At 73.1% G+C, this 16,160-nt stretch carries 18 protein-coding genes and 1 tRNA gene; 8 read left to right on the forward strand and 11 right to left on the reverse strand.

Annotated features, from left to right (window positions below):
- Nucleotides 1-38 precede the first annotated feature (38 nt).
- Nucleotides 39-776, reverse strand: a complete 738-nt coding sequence (locus tag BLW85_RS10290; RefSeq protein ID WP_074991887.1) for a hypothetical protein — start codon at nucleotides 774-776, stop codon at nucleotides 39-41.
- Between the two features lie 47 nt (nucleotides 777-823).
- On the opposite strand from BLW85_RS10290, the gene BLW85_RS10295 reads away from it, so the two are divergent.
- Complete coding sequence (locus BLW85_RS10295; protein ID WP_005485166.1) at nucleotides 824-1,012, forward strand: DUF5703 family protein; 189 nt, start codon at nucleotides 824-826, stop codon at nucleotides 1,010-1,012.
- Nucleotides 1,013-1,120: 108 nt separating this feature from the next.
- On the opposite strand, the gene BLW85_RS10300 is transcribed toward BLW85_RS10295, so the two are convergent.
- From BLW85_RS10300 to BLW85_RS10310, 3 genes are all read right to left on the reverse strand, one after another.
- Entirely contained in the window at nucleotides 1,121-1,906 is a 786-nt protein-coding gene (locus BLW85_RS10300; RefSeq protein WP_074991888.1) for a chaplin, read from the reverse strand.
- Nucleotides 1,907-2,045: 139 nt separating this feature from the next.
- On the reverse strand, nucleotides 2,046-2,279 hold the full coding sequence (gene chpH, locus BLW85_RS10305) for a chaplin ChpH (protein ID WP_074991889.1): 234 nt from the start codon (nucleotides 2,277-2,279) through the stop codon (nucleotides 2,046-2,048).
- Nucleotides 2,280-2,421: 142 nt separating this feature from the next.
- Complete coding sequence (locus BLW85_RS10310) at nucleotides 2,422-3,747, reverse strand: M20/M25/M40 family metallo-hydrolase (protein ID WP_070027877.1); 1,326 nt, start codon at nucleotides 3,745-3,747, stop codon at nucleotides 2,422-2,424.
- A 213-nt stretch (nucleotides 3,748-3,960) separates the two neighbouring features.
- On the opposite strand from BLW85_RS10310, the gene BLW85_RS10315 reads away from it, so the two are divergent.
- The 3 genes from BLW85_RS10315 (at nucleotide 3,961) to BLW85_RS10325 (ending at nucleotide 6,345) form a co-directional block, all read left to right on the forward strand.
- Nucleotides 3,961-4,048 (forward strand) — tRNA-Leu (locus BLW85_RS10315).
- Nucleotides 4,049-4,118: 70 nt separating this feature from the next.
- Complete coding sequence (gene polX, locus BLW85_RS10320) at nucleotides 4,119-5,843, forward strand: DNA polymerase/3'-5' exonuclease PolX (RefSeq protein ID WP_074991890.1); 1,725 nt, start codon at nucleotides 4,119-4,121, stop codon at nucleotides 5,841-5,843.
- Between the two features lie 115 nt (nucleotides 5,844-5,958).
- Entirely contained in the window at nucleotides 5,959-6,345 is a 387-nt protein-coding gene (locus BLW85_RS10325) for a hypothetical protein (protein ID WP_074991891.1), read from the forward strand.
- 47 nt (nucleotides 6,346-6,392) lie between these two features.
- Here BLW85_RS10325 and BLW85_RS10330 read toward each other — a convergent pair whose 3' ends face one another.
- Genes BLW85_RS10330 through BLW85_RS10340 form a run of 3 tightly spaced genes read right to left on the reverse strand, consistent with a single transcriptional unit; the run spans nucleotide 6,393 to nucleotide 9,115 of the window.
- Entirely contained in the window at nucleotides 6,393-7,490 is a 1,098-nt protein-coding gene (locus BLW85_RS10330) for a CapA family protein (protein ID WP_074991892.1), read from the reverse strand.
- 21 nt (nucleotides 7,491-7,511) lie between these two features.
- Nucleotides 7,512-8,789 carry a phosphoribosyltransferase family protein gene (locus BLW85_RS10335; protein ID WP_074996035.1) on the reverse strand — a complete coding sequence of 426 codons (1,278 nt, stop codon included), beginning with the start codon at nucleotides 8,787-8,789 and terminating at the stop codon, nucleotides 7,512-7,514.
- 11 nt (nucleotides 8,790-8,800) lie between these two features.
- On the reverse strand, nucleotides 8,801-9,115 hold the full coding sequence (locus tag BLW85_RS10340) for a dsRBD fold-containing protein (protein WP_070028030.1): 315 nt from the start codon (nucleotides 9,113-9,115) through the stop codon (nucleotides 8,801-8,803).
- A 108-nt stretch (nucleotides 9,116-9,223) separates the two neighbouring features.
- Here BLW85_RS10340 and BLW85_RS10345 point away from each other — a divergent pair, with 108 nt between their 5' ends.
- Complete coding sequence (locus BLW85_RS10345; RefSeq protein WP_070027883.1) at nucleotides 9,224-9,598, forward strand: YchJ family protein; 375 nt, start codon at nucleotides 9,224-9,226, stop codon at nucleotides 9,596-9,598.
- A gap of 35 nt (nucleotides 9,599-9,633) precedes the next feature.
- Here BLW85_RS10345 and BLW85_RS10350 read toward each other — a convergent pair whose 3' ends face one another.
- Nucleotides 9,634-10,335, reverse strand: coding sequence for a FadR/GntR family transcriptional regulator (locus tag BLW85_RS10350; protein ID WP_070027889.1), 702 nt, complete (start codon nucleotides 10,333-10,335; stop codon nucleotides 9,634-9,636).
- 140 nt (nucleotides 10,336-10,475) lie between these two features.
- Here BLW85_RS10350 and BLW85_RS10355 point away from each other — a divergent pair, with 140 nt between their 5' ends.
- Complete coding sequence (locus BLW85_RS10355) at nucleotides 10,476-10,994, forward strand: gluconokinase (protein ID WP_070027891.1); 519 nt, start codon at nucleotides 10,476-10,478, stop codon at nucleotides 10,992-10,994.
- Between the two features lie 35 nt (nucleotides 10,995-11,029).
- A complete protein-coding gene (locus BLW85_RS10360; RefSeq protein ID WP_070027892.1) occupies nucleotides 11,030-12,427 on the forward strand; it encodes a GntT/GntP/DsdX family permease in 1,398 nt (465 codons plus the stop codon).
- A gap of 66 nt (nucleotides 12,428-12,493) precedes the next feature.
- On the opposite strand, the gene BLW85_RS10365 is transcribed toward BLW85_RS10360, so the two are convergent.
- The 3 genes from BLW85_RS10365 to BLW85_RS10375 form a co-directional block, all read right to left on the reverse strand.
- Nucleotides 12,494-13,120 (reverse strand): cytochrome b/b6 domain-containing protein, encoded by a 627-nt coding sequence (locus tag BLW85_RS10365; protein WP_070027893.1) that lies wholly within the window; start codon nucleotides 13,118-13,120, stop codon nucleotides 12,494-12,496.
- Nucleotides 13,104-13,820: a molybdopterin-dependent oxidoreductase gene (locus tag BLW85_RS10370; RefSeq protein ID WP_070027894.1), complete on the reverse strand. Its 717-nt coding sequence runs from the start codon at nucleotides 13,818-13,820 to the stop codon at nucleotides 13,104-13,106. The genes BLW85_RS10365 and BLW85_RS10370 overlap by 17 nt, the downstream gene beginning before the upstream one ends.
- Nucleotides 13,821-13,910: 90 nt before the next feature.
- Entirely contained in the window at nucleotides 13,911-14,891 is a 981-nt protein-coding gene (locus BLW85_RS10375; protein WP_074991893.1) for a hypothetical protein, read from the reverse strand.
- A 341-nt stretch (nucleotides 14,892-15,232) separates the two neighbouring features.
- Between BLW85_RS10375 and BLW85_RS10380 the strand changes: the two genes are divergently transcribed.
- Nucleotides 15,233-16,129, forward strand: a complete 897-nt coding sequence (locus BLW85_RS10380; protein ID WP_070028031.1) for a DMT family transporter — start codon at nucleotides 15,233-15,235, stop codon at nucleotides 16,127-16,129.
- Nucleotides 16,130-16,160: the final 31 nt, after the last annotated feature.

Raw genomic sequence — 16,160 nt, forward strand, 5'->3', positions numbered from 1 at the left:
GCCGTGGCGGCCGGGCCGCTACGGCACCACCGCCCCGCTCACCTCCCGGCGCCCCGGGCCCGGCCCCCGGACCCGGCCCCCGCGCCGTCCTCGTCCACTTCCTCGTCCTCGACGAACTCGAGATCGTCGTCCTCGTCCTCGTCGGCGGGGTCGACGTCGTCCTCCTCGTCGTCGAAGACCGCGCTGACGTCGAACCGGCACACCACCACCTGCGCGTCGATGTGCTCGAACGGGGCCTCCAGCCACTCCCCGGCCTCCGGCGCCTCCTCGGCGGCGGTGACCCAGAGCGTGGAGTCGCCCTCCTCCAGACCGAACTCCTTGTGCCGGGAGGCGATCTCGTCCGGTTCGAACTCGCCGAAGAGCAGGCCCAGCGCCCCGGGGACGGTGCCGGCCGCGTCCTCGTCCACGCCGGTGACGTCCTCGTAGTCCGCGGCCTCGACCCGCTCGGCCTGGGCCAGCAGCCGCTGGGGCTCCGCGACGGTGTAGTCGCGGCGGATCAGGACGCTGATCGCATGGGGCTCCTCGGGGCCGGCGTACGGCGGCGGCGTCTCGTCGGCACCGGGGATCTCGAAGGGGGTGACCTCGTCGTAGCGGTCGTACAGCAGTTCGTCGTACGCCTCGGCGGCCGCGGCCAGCTGGTTGAACGCCTCGAAGACGGCCGGGTCGTCGTCTCCGGACCTGCGTTCGACCGCCGCCAGGTGACGGTCGAGCGCGGTCTTGACCGCCTCGGCGGCGGCGCGTACCTCGGCAGCGGTGGGCTGCGCAGCATCAGACATAGTGCAGACGCTATCCGTACCGGGCACCAGCCCGCACAATAGATGCGATGCCGGAATACGAATTTGTCGACGTGTACGTGCCTCGCGGGGTCTCCCGCAAGGACGCCACACGTCTGCTGACGGACCATGCCGAGTACGGACACTGGGAGTTGGACCGACTGAGCCTGCTGCGCGACGGCAGCCGCAGGGTGCGGCTGCGCCGGCGGATCATCCGCCAGGTGCGGGCCACGTGGTGAGACGAAAACGCTGAACCGGGCGGGGACATGGGAACGGAGCGGGCCCGCCGGTATGTGACCGGCCCACTCCGTCCCCGCCGTCCGCCACGGGCGTGCTCGACCGCTTCCCTAGGCCCTGGCCCGCGCCTTGCGGTACATCACCGCGCCCGCGAGCAGCGCGCCCGCGCCGGTCGACAGCGCGACGCCCAGCGGCAGCTCGCTACCGGTGTGCGCGAGCTGACCCGTGGCCAGGGACGCGGAACCCTGTGGGGTGTGCGCGTTCGCGGCGGGCGGGGTGCCCGGCTGGTGCGGCGTTCCCGGGTGGCCCGGCTGAGTCGGCCGGCCAGGTTGGCCGGGGTGACTCGGGTGACCGGGGTGGCCCGGGTGACCGGGGTGGCCCGGGTGACCGGGGTGGCCCGGGTGACCGGGGTGGCCCGGCGGGTTGGTGTGGCCCCCGCCGTGTGTTCCGCCGCCGTTGGCGCAGTCGTTGCCCAGGGCGGGATTGCCCACCCCGACGACGTCGACACTGTTGCCGCAGACGTTCACCGGGACGTCGATCGGCACCTGGACGGTGTTGCCCGATCCGACGCCCGGCGAGCCCGTGGTGTGTCCGCCCGCGTGCGCGCCCCCCGGGCCTCCGGAGCCGCCGTGCCCCTGACCTCCCTGGCCGCCACCGGAGTTGACGCAGGCGTTGCCCATCGCCGGGTTGAGGAGCCCGACGACGTTGACGGTGTTGCCGCAGACGTTCACCGGCGCGTGCACCGGCACCTGCACGGTGTTGCCGGACAGAACGCCGGGCGAGCCGGCCGCGGCGCCGGACGCGCCCGCGTCCGCGTGGGCCACGCCGGTCGCGGCGGCGATCATCCCGGTCGCCGCCGCCATGGTCATCAGACCCTTACGGGTGCTTTGTCGCATTGGTACGTACCCCCCTGCCTTCGCTTTGCCTTCGCTGTCTGAAAAAGGCCGGTCGGCCTCGGGGCGCATCGCGCGCTCCGAGGCCGACGGCTCGCAAAAGACGCCCCCTCGGGGTGGATGGCCCCTCGGGGAGTCGGCATCAGCTGTTGACGCAGGTGTTGCCGAAGGCGGGGTTCAGGAGCCCGATCACGTTGATCGTGTTGCCGCACACGTTCACCGGGACGTGCACGGGCACCTGAACGACGTTGCCGGAGACGACACCCGGGGAGTGCACCGCGGCACCCTGGGCACCGGAGTCGGCGACGGCCAGGCCCGCGCCCGCGAGAACCAGCCCACCGGTGGCAGCCGCAGCGGCGACGACCTTCTTGATCATTGTTCCTCCTCGTTGGCAAGGCGATCCCAAGGTGCGGGGACCGCATCACCTGTAACGAGGAGGGAGTATTGGAGCTACGAGCTTATGGTCGCATTCACCCTTCTCAGTCGATCTCGAACGCGCACCCGAATGTCCGGGCGCCTCAGGAGGCGTCGATGAAGCGGTCGAGGACGCGGACGCCGAACCGGAGCCCGTCCACCGGCACCCGCTCGTCCACGCCGTGGAACATGCCCGCGAAGTCCAGCTCCGGCGGCAGCTTCAGCGGCGCGAAGCCGAAGCCGCGGATGCCGAGGTCGTCGAAGGACTTGGCGTCGGTGCCGCCGGAGAGCATGTACGGGATCGCCTTGGCGGCGGGGTCCTCGGCGAGCAGGGCGGCCTGCATGGCCTCCACCAGGGCGCCGTCGAAGGTCGTCTCGACGGCCTTGTCGGCGTGCACGTCCTCCCGGCGGACGTGCGGCCCGAGCAGCCGGTCGAGGTCGCCGAGGAACTCCTCCTCGTAGCCGGGCAGGAAGCGTCCGTCGATGTGCGCGGTGGCCTCGCCGGGGATGACGTTGACCTTGTAACCGGCGTTCAGCTGGGTGGGGTTTGCGGTGTTGCTCAGGGTCGCGCCGATCAGCTTGGCGATGCCGCCGAGCTTGGCGATCGTGGCCTCCATGTCCTCCGGGTCCAGCTCGGTGCCGAGCGCGTCGCCCAGCTCGTCGAGGAAGGCCCGGGTGGTCTTGGTGACCCGCACCGGGAACTTGTGCCGGCCGACCCGGGCGACGGCCTCGGACAGCTCGGTGATGGCGTTGTCCCGGTGGATCATGGAGCCGTGCCCGGCGGTGCCGGCCACGGTGAGCTTCATCCAGTGCATGCCCTTCTCGGCCGTCTGGATCAGATACAGCCGCCGCTGCTCGTTCACGGTGAAGGAGAAGCCGCCGACCTCGCTGATCGCCTCGGTGACGCCCTCGAACAGCTCGGGGTGGTGGTCGACCAGGTACCGGGCGCCGAAGGTGCCGCCCGCCTCCTCGTCGGCGAGGAAGGCGACCACGACGTCCCGCGGGGGCCGCCGCCCGCTGCGCAGCCGGTCGCGCACGACCGCGAGGGTCATGGCGTCCATGTCCTTCATGTCGACCGCACCGCGGCCCCACACGCACCCGTCGGCGATCTCGCCGGAGAAGGGGTGGTGGGTCCAGTCGTCGGCGTTGGCCGGCACCACGTCCAGGTGGCCGTGGATCAGCAGGGCGGGCCGGGACGGGTCCTCCCCCGCGATGCGGGCCACGGTGGAGGCACGGCCCGGGTGCGACTCGTAGATCTTGGGCTCCAGGCCGACCTCGGCGAGCTTCTCGGCGACCCACTCGGCGGCCTTGCGCTCACCGGGCCCGGAGTGGTCGCCGTAGTTGCTGGTGTCGAACCGGATCAGCTCGCGGCAGAGGTCCACGACCTCGTCCTCGCCGGTGACGCCCTGGGCCGTGTCCGTCTCGCTCACGCTGCTTCCTCCCGACTTCCCTGCTGGTGGTCCCTCTCATCCTCCCTCCGCCCCCGCCCCGGGCCCAAGACCGGTCCCGGCCCGTCACACTCCGTTCACGCCGGTCCGGCCCGGAGCGGGGGGTGATCAGCCACCCCCGAAAGCCTGGTAATGTTTCCTTCGTCGCCGCGAGGGAGACCCCACCGAGGGAAGCTCGCGCACGACAGACACCTTGTCCGGGTGGCGGAATGGCAGACGCGCTAGCTTGAGGTGCTAGTGCCCTTTATCGGGCGTGGGGGTTCAAGTCCCCCCTCGGACACCAGTGAGGGCCCCTGCTTCGGCGGGGGCCCTTTCGTATGCCGGGGGGCGGGTGGGTTCCTAGACTTGGTCGCGTGGCCCGGGCCAATGACGAGGTCGAGGCGTTGCTGCGGGAGTACGCGGACCTCATCGCGATCACCGGAGGCGACGCGTTCAAGGCGCGCGCCTACGAGAAGGCCGCGCGGGCCATCGGCGGGTATCCGGCCGACGTCGCCAAGCTGGACGAGGACGGGCTGCGGGAGATCCCGAACGTGGGGCGGTCGATCGCCGACAAGGTGGCCGAGTACCTGCGCACCGGGAAGATGGCCGTGGTCGAGGAACGGCGGGCCGGGATCCCGGCCGGGGTGCGGGAGTTGATCACCATCCCGACCCTCGGCCCGAAGAAGGCCCTGCGGCTGTACGAGGACCTGCACATCTCGTCGGTGAACGAGCTGGCCGCCGCGATCGAGTCCGACGCCCTGGCCGATCTCAAGGGGTTCGGGGAGAAGACGCAGGACAACATCCGGCACGGCATCGAGTTGTTGCGGCAGGCGGGGGCGCGGGTGCCGCTGCCGCTCGCGCTGGACACCGCCGAGGAGATCATCGCCGCGCTGTCCGGGGTGACCGGCTGCCGGCGGTGTGCCTACGCGGGGTCGTTGCGGCGGATGCGGGAGACGGTCGGGGACCTGGACGTGCTGGTGGCGGCGCGGAAGTCGGGGCCGTTCATGGAGGCGCTGTGCGAAATGCCGGGCACCGCCGAGGTGATCGCGCGGGGCGCGAAGAAGACGTCGGTGCGCACCGGCAAGGGGCTCCAGGTGGATCTGCGGGTGCTGCCGCCGGAGTCGTGGGGCGCGGGATTGCAGTACTTCACCGGGTCCAAGGCGCACAACATCCGTACTCGGACCATCGCGGTGCACCGGGGGCTGAAGCTGTCGGAGTACGGCGTGTTCGACGCGCGGAGCGAGGAGTCGGTGGCCTCGCGCACCGAGGAGGAGGTGTACGCGCGGCTGGGCCTGCCGTGGATCGAGCCGACGCTGCGCGAGGACCGCGGGGAGATCGAGGCGGCCCTGCGCGGGGAGCTGCCCGAGGTGGTGACCGAGCGGGACGTCCGCGGTGATCTGCACACCCACACCGATCTGACCGACGGGCTGGCGTCGCTGGAGGCGATGGTGGAGGCGGCCGCGGGGCGCGGGTACGCGTACTACGCGGTGACCGACCACGCGCCGAACCTGTACATGCAGCGGATGACCGACGAGAAGATCCTCGGCCAGCGGGCGCGGCTGCGGGAGCTGGACGGGAAGCACCGCCGGATGCGGCTGCTGCACGGCACGGAGCTGAACATCGGGCCGGAGGGCGAGGTGGACTGGCCCGACGAGTTCCTGGCCGGTTTCGATCTGTGTGTGGCCTCGCTGCACTCGCACTTCGACCTGGGCCGCGCGGCGATGACCCGGCGGCTGGTGCGGGCCTGCGAGAACCCGTACGTCAATGTCCTGGGGCATCCCACCACCCGGCTGATCGGCCGGCGGCCGGGCGTGGACGCGGACTGGGACGAGGTGTTCGCGGTCTGCGCGCGCACGGGCACGGCGCTGGAGGTCAACGCGCAGCCGGACCGGCTCGACCTGTGCGACGAGGACATCCTGCGGGCGCGGGCGCACGGGGTGCGGTTCGCGGTGAACACCGACGCGCACTCGGTGCCGCACCTGGCACAGCTGCGCTACGGCATCGGCACGGCCCAGCGGGGCTGGCTGACGCCGGACGACGTGATCAACACCTGGCCACTGACCCGGCTGCGCCGGTTCCTGCGCAAGGGCGGGCGCTAGACGGGCACTTCGCGGGTGGCTTGAACGGCTGGTCGTCGTACGGGAGTCGACCAAGTGGTCGCCTGGGGCACGAGATCTGTGACACGCTCTTCTCCCTGCGGGAGAGGAACGACTGATGACCCGTTACCAGTGCGGATCGTGCTCGTACCGGAGCGACCATCTGGGTGATGCCCAACAGCACTCGCAACAGACGGGCCACGTCTGCATCGGCAAGGACGATGCCGGGCCGACCGGAGGCCGGTTCGGCAAGGCCAGGGTCGTGGTCAAGGCCGGCGCCGGTGTTCTGGCCGCCACCGCCATCGGGGCCGTCGGGGCCCTCGCCTGGAAGTGCAAGGGACTCCAGGAAGAGCGCGACGGTCTCCTGTCCATGGCTTCGGGACTCGTGGCGCAGTTGGCGGAGGCGACGGCGGAGAACGAGAGCCTGAGGTCGGAGAACGACTACCTGAAGTCGGCCACCGGTGCCGCGAAGACCCTCAAGAGCTACGACGACCGAGTGGGCTAGGCCCTGGACGCGGGGAACGGCCGCCGGAAGGACTCGTGGGTACGGCGCTAGAGGGCCCGTACGGTCAGCGTGCCGTCGGCCGATTCCTCGATGCGGGCGCCCCGGGTGCGGGGGGCGAGGGTGGTGCGCAGCCAGGTGGTGTCCTGTGGGGAGGCGGGTTCCAGGCGCATGCGGCGGGCCTGGAAGGGCACGAGCCGCAGGCCGGTCAGGCGGCCGGTGGCGGCGTCGAGCGAGGCCAGGTGGAGCAGCCGGAGGTCGTCGCGGTAGCGCTCCTGGCCGCCGATGCCCTCGTAGTCGTCCACGAAGTCGCCGCAGCCGTACAGGACGAGTCGGCCGCGGTGGATCTCCAGGGGGCGGGGGTGGTGCGAGGAGTGTCCGTGGACGATGTCGGCGCCCGCGTCGACGAGCGCGTGGGCGAGGCGGGTCTCGGCGTGGGAGACGGCGTAGCCCCAGTTGGGGCCCCAGTGGAGGGAGACGACGACGAGGTCGCCGGGGCGGCGCAGCCGACGCAGGCGGTCGGCGAGGTCCCGCAGTGCGTCCTCGGTGAGCAGGGCGACTCCCGGCCGTCCGGCGGTGGCGGCCCAGTCGTGGGGGATGCCGCTGGAGGGCAGGCCGTAGGAGAAGACCAGGGCCCGGCCGCCCGTGCGCAGCGGGACGGCCGCCGGGCGGCGGGCCCTGTCGGTGTCGCGGCCCGCGCCGGCCGTGCGCAGGCCTGCCGCCGTCAGGGCGGTCAGCGTCCCGGTCAGGCCGCGCGGGCCGAAGTCGAGGACGTGGTTGTTGGCGAGGGCGCACACGTCGGGGCGGGCGGCGGTGAGGCAGGGCAGGTTGGCGGGGTGCATCCGGTAGTGGACGGCCTTGCCGGGGGCGAACTCGCCGTCCGCGGTGACGGCGGTCTCCAGGTTGAGCACGCGCACGTCCGGCGCGGCCCGCTCCAGCACGGGCAGTGCCTCGCCCCAGGGCCAGCCGGCGTCCACCGGGCGGGGGATGGGGCCGTTGACGGCCTCGGCGAGGGCGACGTACTCGCGGGCGTCGTGGACGAAGTCCTCGCGCAGGGCCGGGTCGCCGGGGTGCGGGAGGATCTGGTCGACTCCCCGGCCGAGCATGACGTCACCGGTGAGGGCGAAGGTGACGGTTCCCTCGGGCATGGGTCGTCTCTCGGGCGCGGGTCAGACGTGTGCGGGCGCCATGTGGTCGGTGAACCAGTCGCGGGCCAGTTCGGTCACCCGGTCCAGCGTTCCGGGCTCCTCGAAGAGGTGGGTGGCGCCGGGCACGGTCGCCAGCCGGTTCTCGCACCGCAGCCGGGCCCGCGCGTCCCGGTTGAGGTCGAGGACCAGCGGGTCGGCGCCGCCGACGATCAGCAGGGTGGGTGCGGTGACCTCGGGGAGCCGGGGCGCGGCGAGGTCGGGCCGGCCGCCCCGGGAGACGACGGCTGCGGGGCGCCCCTCGGCGGCGGCCCACAGCGCGGCGGCCGCGCCGGTGCTGGCGCCGAAGTAGCCGACGGCGAGGTCCCGCACGGCGGGTTCGGCGCGCAGCCAGTGGGTGGCGGCCAGCAGCCGGCCGGCCAGCAGGGGGATGTCGAAGACGTTGTCCCGGTCCCCCTCCTCGGCGTCGGTGAGCAGGTCGAACAGCAGGGTGCCGAGCCCGGCGCGGTGCAGGCCCTCGGCGACGTACCGGTTGCGCGGGCTGTGCCGGCTGCTGCCGCTGCCGTGCGCGAAGGCCACGACGCCGGTGGCGCCGTCGGGCACGGTGAGCCGGCCGGCCAGCCGGACGGCTCCGGCCGGCACCGTCACCTCGCGGCCCGCCGTCGCGGTGTGCCGGTGGCGGCGCAGGCACGCGGTGACCTCGTCGTCCTCGGTCTGGGCGAAGTCGTCGTAGAACTGGCCGACGGCGGCGAAGTCCCAGGGTGTCTCCAGGCAGACCAGTTCGTCGGCGTCCCCGCCGAGGCGGCGGGCGAAGTCGCGGGGGGCGACGGGGACGGCGAGCACGATGCGGGCCGCGCCGCGGGCGCGGGCGACCCGGCAGGCGACGCGGGCGGTGGAGCCGGTGGCCACCCCGTCGTCCACCACCACGGCGGTCCGGCCGGCGACGGACGCCAAGGTGCCTTCGCCCCGGTAGCGTCCGGCCCGCTCGGCGAGCACCCGGCGCTCGCGCTCCTCGACGCGGGCGAGTTCCTCGTCGCTCACTCCGGTGACGCGCAGCACGTCCGGGTTGAGCACGCGTACGCCGTCCTCGCCGATCGCGCCCATGGCCAGCTCCGGCTGGTAGGGCACGCCGAGTTTGCGTACGAGACAGACGTCGAGCGGCGCGTCCAGGGCCTCGGCGACGGCGGCGGCGACCGGCACTCCCCCGCGCGGCAGCCCGAGCACCACCACGTCCTGGCCGCGCAGGTACTCCAGGCGGCGGCCGAGCCGCCGCCCCGCCTCCAGCCGGTTGGCGAACCGCACGGCGGGCTCCGTCACTCCCGGGGCAGCCAGAGCGGCACGGGACTCTCCTCCTCGGCCGCGCCCAGCGCCCGCATGTCGCCGTTGGCGGCGCGCACCAGCAGCCGGCCCATGGCGATCAGGGCGCGTCCGGCGGCCAGTTCGTCGCCGATCTCGGGGACGTCGTGGTCGTCGGGGCTGCGCCGGGCCTCGGCGTGGCTCTCCAGGACGTTGTCGCCGGTGTCGAGGACGATCCGGGCCGTGGTGTCCGGATCGTGCTCGGACAGGTACAGGCTCAGCCGCCACTCCTTGACGGCCGGAGGATGGTGGCTGGTCACGGGTCGGGTCATCGTCCGTCCCTCCTCCTCGCGGCCGGTCCCGGGGCGCATGGGGCCGGCACTTCCACTGTGCACCCGCCCGGCGGCGGGCGCCTCCCCGGCCCCCGGCACAATGGGCGCATGAGCACGCGCACCTGCCCCTGCGGGCTTCCGCAGTCGTACGACGCCTGTTGCGGCCGTTTCCACTCGGGGGCCGCGAGCGCGCCGACCGCCGAGTCGCTGATGCGGTCGCGGTACTGCGCGTTCGTCAAGGGGGACGTGGAGTACCTGCTGCGCACGTGGCATCCGCGGACCCGGCCGGAGCGGCTGGACCTCGATCCGCGGATGCGGTGGACGGGCCTGGAGATCCTGGACGCCGACGGCGGGTCCGCGTTCCACACCACCGGCACGGTGACCTTCCGCGCCTCCTACCGGGGCGGCTCGCTGCACGAGCGCAGCCGCTTCGAGCGGGTGGACGGGGCGTGGGTGTACGTGGACGGCGACTTCCTCGACTGAGGGCCCTTCACCCGGCTGCGGGCCCGGCACGCCGGTCAGGGCGCCAGGATGTCCAGTTCCTGGAGGGCGCCCACGGTGATCTGCCGGGTGAGTTCCTCGGCGCGGACCGCGTCGCGGGCGCGGACCGCCTCGGCCACCTGGACGTGCAGGGTGACGGCCGCGGGGTCGGGGTCCTCGAACATGACCTCGTGCCGGGTGCGGCCGCTGAGCACCTCCGCGACGACGTCGCCGAGGCGGGCGAACATCTCGTTGCCCGAGGCGCTGAGGATGACGCGGTGGAAGGCGACGTCGTGGAACAGGTACTCGCGCAGCCGGTGACCGCGTGAGTGGGCGACCATGCCGAGCGCGCACTCGGTGAGTTCGGCGCACTGTTCGGCGGTGGCGAGCCTGGCCGTGAGCCCGGCCGCGACCGGTTCGATCGCGGAGCGCAGCACGGTGAGCGAGCGCAGCTGGTGGGGGCGGTCGGCGCCGGCCAGCCGCCAGCGGATGACCTGCGGGTCGTAGACGTTCCACTCGCAGCGCGGCCGGACGGTGACGCCCACCCGGCGGCGGGACTCGACGAGGTGCATGGACTCCAGCACCCGCACCGCCTCGCGCATCACGGAGCGTGACACCTCGAAGTGCTGGGCGAGTTCATCGGTGCGCAGGATGCTGCCCGGCGGGTACTCGCCCGCGGTGATCGCGGGGCCGAGGGTGTCCAGTACGCGGCCGTGCAGCCCCCGGCCCGGTGTGCTCATGCACTCAGCGTACGGCGTAGGTCACGGGAACAAAAAGTCAGACTTATATGTCACAGTCTCTTGAATTCGTCGTACCTAATGGGTTTCAGTGTGGCGACGCCGCCGTGGCGTCGGATGTCGAGGAAGACAGCGAGGCAGTAATGCGAACCCCCCAGGTCGTCGTCGTGATGGGCGTCGCGGGGACGGGCAAGACCACGATCGGTCCTCTGCTCGCCGCGCGACTGGGCGTGCCGTACGCCGAGGGCGACGACTTCCACCCGAAGGCCAACATCGACAAGATGTCGGCCGGGATCCCGCTCGAGGACGCCGACCGCTGGCCCTGGCTGGACGCCATCGGCCACTGGGCGCACGGGCGGGCCGGGCTCGGCGGGGTGGTCAGCAGCTCGGCGCTGAAGCGGTCGTACCGCGACCGGCTGCGGGCCGTGGCACCCGGTGTGGTGTTCGTGCACCTCTCGGGCGACCGGAAGCTGATCGAGGACCGGATGAGGCAGCGTCAGGGGCACTTCATGCCGACCGCGCTGCTGGACTCCCAGTTCGCCACGCTGGAACCCCTGGGGCCGGACGAGGCGGGTGTCGCCGTGGACGTCAGCGGAGATCCCCAGGAGATCACCGAACGTGCCGTCCAGGCGCTGGCCGGGCTGTCCACCGCATCCGCGTAACACCTCCCCAACCCCCGTAACCGCAAGGAACTCCCGTGACCAGACTCAGCGTCGAGATGCTGGCAGCGGACGCCCCTCCGCCGATCACCTCCGCCGGGCACGCCCAGTTGGGCATAGCCGCCCTGGTGGGCATCGTGGTGATCGTCCTGCTCATCACCAAGTTCAAGCTGCATGCCTTCCTGGCGCTGACCATCGGGTCGCTGGCGCTCGGAGCGGCCGCCGGAGCGCCGCTCGACAAGGTGCTCACCAGTTTCACCACCGGGCTCGGCTCCACGGTCGCGAGCACGGGCGTGCTGATCGCGCTGGGCGCGACGCTCGGCAAGCTGCTCACCGACTCGGGCGGCGCGGACCAGGTCGTGGACACGATCCTCGCCAAGGCCGGCGGCCGGGCGATGCCGTGGGCGATGGTGCTCATCGCCTCCGTGATCGGCCTGCCGATCTTCTTCGAGGTCGGCATCGTGCTGCTGATCCCCGTGGTGCTGATGGTCGCCAAGCGCGGCAACTACTCCCTGATGCGCATCGGCATCCCGGCGCTCGCCGGTCTGTCCGTGATGCACGGCCTGATCCCGCCGCACCCCGGCCCGCTGGTCGCGATCTCCTCGCTGCACGCCAACCTGGGCGTGACGCTGGCGTTCGGCATCCTGGTGGCCATCCCGACGGTGATCGTCGGCGGTCCGCTGTTCTCGAAGGTCGCGGCCCGCTGGGTGGACGTCCCGCCGCCGGACCGGATGCTGCCGCAGCGCCCCTCCGATGAGCTGAAGCGTCGTCCGAGCTTCGTCGCCACGCTGGTCACCATCCTGCTGCCGGTGGCGCTGATGCTGGTCAAGGCGCTGGTGGACATCATCATCGACGACCCCGCCAACACCACCCAGCGTGCCTTCGACGTGATCGGCGCCCCGCTGATCGCGCTGCTCGCCGCCGTGATCGTCGGCTTCTTCACGCTGGGCCGGCCCGCCGGGTTCAGCAAGGAGCGGCTCCAGGCGACGGTGGAGAAGGGCCTGATGCCGATCGCGGGCATCCTGCTGATCGTGGGCGCGGGCGGCGGCTTCAAGCAGACGCTGATCGACTGCGGTGTCGGCCAGATGATCCTGGACGTCTCGAAGAACTGGTCGATCCCGGCGGTGCTGCTGGCCTGGCTGATCGCCGTGGTGATCCGGCTGGCGACGGGCTCGGCGACGGTGGCGACGGTGTCGGCGGCCGGTCTGGTCGCGCCGCTCGCGGCCGACATGTCGACCGCGCACACGGCCCTGCTGGTGCTGGCGATCGGTGCCGGTTCGCTCTTCTTCAGCTTCGTCAACGACGCCGGCTTCTGGCTGGTGAAGGAGTACTTCGGGCTCAGCGTCGGACAGACCGTCAAGACCTGGTCGATCATGGAGACGATCCTGTCGGTGGTCGGCGGCGCCCTGATCCTGCTGCTGTCACTGGTCGTCTAGCCCCCGTACGACGGTGACGATCCGCCCCCTCGACGGCCTCCGCGGCCAACGAGGGGGCGGACGCGTTCACGGACGCCACAGCGGGTGCTCCCGTTTCGCCCACTCCCCGCTCACCGTCCCCGTGCGCAGGCCCCGCCGGGCCTCCGGGTCGCCCAGCGCCATGCCGATGTGGCCCGCGAGGACGACGGCGATGGCGAGGGCCAGCCAGTCGTGGACGAAGGTGGCGGCGGTGCGCCAGACCAGCGGGGCGAGATGGGTGAACCACATCGCCAGGCCGGTGCCGAGCATCACGAGGGCGGCGCCGGCGATCCAGGCGGCGTAGATCTTCTGCCCGGCGTTGAACTTGCCCGCCGGGCGGGCGCCGTGCCGCCGGTCGCGGCGCGCGGCCGCCCACAGCCAGAGCCGGTCGTGCGGGCCGAACCGGTTCAGCAGCCGCAGGTCGGCGCGGAAGGCGCGGAAGGCCAGGCCCACCAGGACGGGGACCGGCAGCGCGATCCCGGCGCACTCGTGGACGCGGACCACCAGTTCCCGGCGGCCGACCAGCACGGCGAGCTGGGGGATGTAGAGGACGGCCGCGGTCAGCACGCACACCCCCATCAGCGCGGCCGTGGTGCGGTGCACCCAGCGTTCGGCCCGGCTGAAGCGGCGCAGCCGGGTGGCCGGGCGGGCCGGGGCGTCAGCCGGTGGGCTCATCGGTGCGTCCGTTCGAGCGGCCGACCCAGGCGTCCACGTCGTAGCCCAGGTTCTCCCAGTAGCCGGGCCGCACCCGGTCGGTGACGGTGATGCCGGAGAGCCACTTGGCCGACTTGTAGAAGTACATGGGGGCGACGTAGAGGCGGACGGGGCCGCCGTGGTCGTGGCCGATGTCCTTGTCCTGCATGCGCAGGGCGACCAGGACGTCCGGGCGGCGGGCCTGGGCGAGGGTGAGGCTCTCGGTGTAGGTGCCGTCGAAGCAGGTGAAGCGCAGGGCCCTGGCGGTCGGGCGGACCCCCGCGGCGTCCAGCAGATCGGAGAGGCGCACGCCCTCGAAGGGGGTGCCGGGCACCCGCCAGCCGGTGACGCACTGGACGTCCCTGACCAGCCGGGTCTGCGGCAGGGCGCGCAGGTCGGCGAGGGTGTAGGTGCGGGGGTGGTCGACCAGGCCGCCGATGGTGAGGCGGTAGTCGGTGGCGTTCTTGTCCGGTACCGACGCGGCGACGGAGTAGTAGCGGAAGCCGCCGCCGTTGGGGAGCAGGCCGCTCAGGCCCGTGGGGTCCTTGCCGGCGAGGGACTCCAGGCCGCGTTGCAGGGCGGGCGCGGTGAGCACGCCGAGGGCGCCCAGGCCGAGGGTGCCGAGGAAGACGCGGCGGCCGACGGGGGTACCGCCGCGTTCCTCGGGGGATTCGGGGTTCACCCCTTCATTCGAGCACCGGGGGCGGCGACTGACCAGGGCTTCCGGGCGCTGGTCAGGGTTTCGTAAGGACTCGCGTCCGCGGCGCGGCGCTCAGGCCGGTGCCGGCAGGGCGCGGGCGCGGGCCGTGCGGAAGGCGAGCCAGGGGTCGCGGTGCGGGTAGCACCAGGGGACGCGGGTGGCGTGCGGGCCGATGCGCCGGAACAGCACGGCGGCCTCCGCCGGGCGGCCCGCGGCGGACAGCGCGAACGCGAGGTGGTTGAGGTCGATGTGCCGGCGGGGGTGCTCGTCGTGCTCCCACTCCAGCCACCAGTCGAAGCCGGCCCGCAGGATCCGCCGGGCGCGCGGCCCGGTCCAGTGCGCCGAGGCGGTGGGGTCGGCCGGGGCGAGCCCGGTGGCGGCGAGCACCCGGTGGCGCTCGGCGAGGGCGACGACCGGCAGGACGGCCAGCGGGGAGTCGGCGGGGGCCGCGGCGGCGGCCGCCTCGGCGAAGTCGTACACCTCGTGGGACTCGGCCCGGCCGCCCGAGGGGCGTTCGGCGAGGCGGGCGACGAGCAGGTGGTGGGCGTGGTGGTGCTCGGGGTGGCGGCGGCGCACCTCGGCGAAGGCGTCCAGCACCTCGGTGTCGGCGCCCTGGGTGCGGGCCAGCCGGAGCAGGCCGAGCCAGGGGGTGGGGTCGCCGGGGGCGAGCGCGGCGGCCTGCGCGCAGGTCTCGCGGGCCCGGTCGGGGTCCTCCCGGCCGCGCAGGGCGCGCCGTACCCGGGCGAGGGCGAGCAGGGCGGCGGCGTCGGCGGAGGCGGGTTCGGCCTTCAGCCAGTCCCGGGCCCAGGCGGCGGCGTACGGCTCGCGGGCGAGCACGGTCAGCCGGTGGCCGCGGCGGTCCCAGTCGTCGCCGGTGTGCAGCAGCAGGGAGCGGGCGGCCTGTCTGCGGCCCTGGACCAACGCGGCGCGGGCGGTGCGTAGTTCGGGGTCGTCGAGGGCGTCGTCGTAGGCGCCGGGGGCGGCCGGGGCGGTGGGTCCCGGCCCGTCCGTGCGGGCCCGGCGGGCGACGAGCAGGGGCGGGAGTGGTGACACCGCGGGACTTCCTGTTTCTCGGGCTGCCATCGGCCGATCACGGACAGCAAACCCGCAGGCCAAGGTTTACGTCAAGCGGAACGCGCCTGTTGATGGGTTCAACTACCGTGCGGGCCAAGGTAATTGGGGTATACGTCCGGAAGGGCGCCGTCGGGCGGCCGCACTCCGGGCGAGCTCCGGGCGGGTGGCTGTGGCGTACGCCATGGCGCCCCGCGTCCGGGGCGCCGACCATGGCGGGGCAACCGCCCGTTTCCGGGTCCTTCCGGGGCAATGCCGCCCCGGGAGCGCTACAGTCGGCCCCTACGCGTCCGTGGTCCGGCCGGATGATCGAGGTACGCAGCGTGTCCGTTCTGGTTCTCCTCCTCGCCGTGAGCGCGGCCTGCTGTCTGGGCCTCGGCTTCGTGCTCCAGCAGAACGCCGCGCAGCAGGCGCCGCTGAGCGACTTCCTGTCGTTCCGGCTGCTGCTGGACCTGATGCGGGTGCCACGCTGGCTGGGCGGGCTCGGGCTGATGGTGGCCGGCATGGTGCTGGGCGCGGTCGCCCTCGGCAAGGGCGAGATCTCCCTGGTGGAACCGCTGCTGGCCACCAACCTGCTGTTCGCGCTCGCGCTCTCGCGCCACCAGACCAAGCAGCCGCTGGGCCGCCAGGGGTGGGCGGGGCTGCTGCTGCTCGCCGGCGGGGTCAGCGCGTTCATCATGGCGGGTGAACCGCGCGCCGGCACCGCCATCGCCGATCCGCTGCGGCACTGGCTGATCATCGGCCTGGTGGTGGGGGTGGCGCTGGCGCTCACCGCGTACGCCAAGCGCTCCCGGCTCAGCTGGGGCCCGGTGCTGCTGGCCCTGGCGGCCGGGCTGCTCTACGGGGTGCAGGACGCGCTGACCCGGGTGAGCGGCACCCTCTTCTCCGACGGCGGCTTCGGGGAACTGTTCACCAGCTGGCAGCCGTACGGGGTGTTCGCGTGCGGGGTCACCGGACTGGTGCTGGTGCAGAGCGCGTTCGAGACGGCGCCGCTGCGGATGTCGCTGCCCGCGCTCACCGCCGCCGAGCCGCTGGCCGGAATCCTGTGCGGAGTGGGCTTCCTCGGCGACCGGCTGCGCACCGACACCGGCGCGCTGGCCTGGCAGGCGGCCGGGCTCGCGGCCGTGGTCGCGGGCATCGTCCTGCTCGGGATGCACCCGGCGATGCCGTGCGGCGCGACGGAGGCGGAGCCGCCGGCCCGCGACCTCCAGCGCCGCTGACCTGCCGCGGTGACCCCGAGCGCCGCCGGAC

The organism is Streptomyces misionensis (genome assembly GCF_900104815.1).
In the GTDB taxonomy this organism is placed as follows: domain Bacteria; phylum Actinomycetota; class Actinomycetes; order Streptomycetales; family Streptomycetaceae; genus Streptomyces; species Streptomyces misionensis.

Bases quoted from the DNA above. Each gene is read 5' to 3' on its own strand.
- BLW85_RS10290 (WP_074991887.1), bottom strand. From the start codon at position 776: ATGTCTGATGCTGCGCAGCCCACCGCTGCCGAGGTACGCGCCGCCGCC.
- BLW85_RS10295 (WP_005485166.1), top strand. From the start codon at position 824: ATGCCGGAATACGAATTTGTCGACGTGTACGTGCCTCGCGGGGTCTCC.
- BLW85_RS10300 (WP_074991888.1), bottom strand. From the start codon at position 1,906: ATGCGACAAAGCACCCGTAAGGGTCTGATGACCATGGCGGCGGCGACC.
- chpH (WP_074991889.1), bottom strand. From the start codon at position 2,279: ATGATCAAGAAGGTCGTCGCCGCTGCGGCTGCCACCGGTGGGCTGGTT.
- BLW85_RS10325 (WP_074991891.1), top strand. From the start codon at position 5,959: ATGACCCGTTACCAGTGCGGATCGTGCTCGTACCGGAGCGACCATCTG.
- BLW85_RS10330 (WP_074991892.1), bottom strand. From the start codon at position 7,490: ATGCCCGAGGGAACCGTCACCTTCGCCCTCACCGGTGACGTCATGCTC.
- BLW85_RS10340 (WP_070028030.1), bottom strand. From the start codon at position 9,115: ATGACCCGACCCGTGACCAGCCACCATCCTCCGGCCGTCAAGGAGTGG.
- BLW85_RS10345 (WP_070027883.1), top strand. From the start codon at position 9,224: ATGAGCACGCGCACCTGCCCCTGCGGGCTTCCGCAGTCGTACGACGCC.
- BLW85_RS10350 (WP_070027889.1), bottom strand. From the start codon at position 10,335: ATGAGCACACCGGGCCGGGGGCTGCACGGCCGCGTACTGGACACCCTC.
- BLW85_RS10355 (WP_070027891.1), top strand. From the start codon at position 10,476: ATGCGAACCCCCCAGGTCGTCGTCGTGATGGGCGTCGCGGGGACGGGC.
- BLW85_RS10365 (WP_070027893.1), bottom strand. From the start codon at position 13,120: ATGAGCCCACCGGCTGACGCCCCGGCCCGCCCGGCCACCCGGCTGCGC.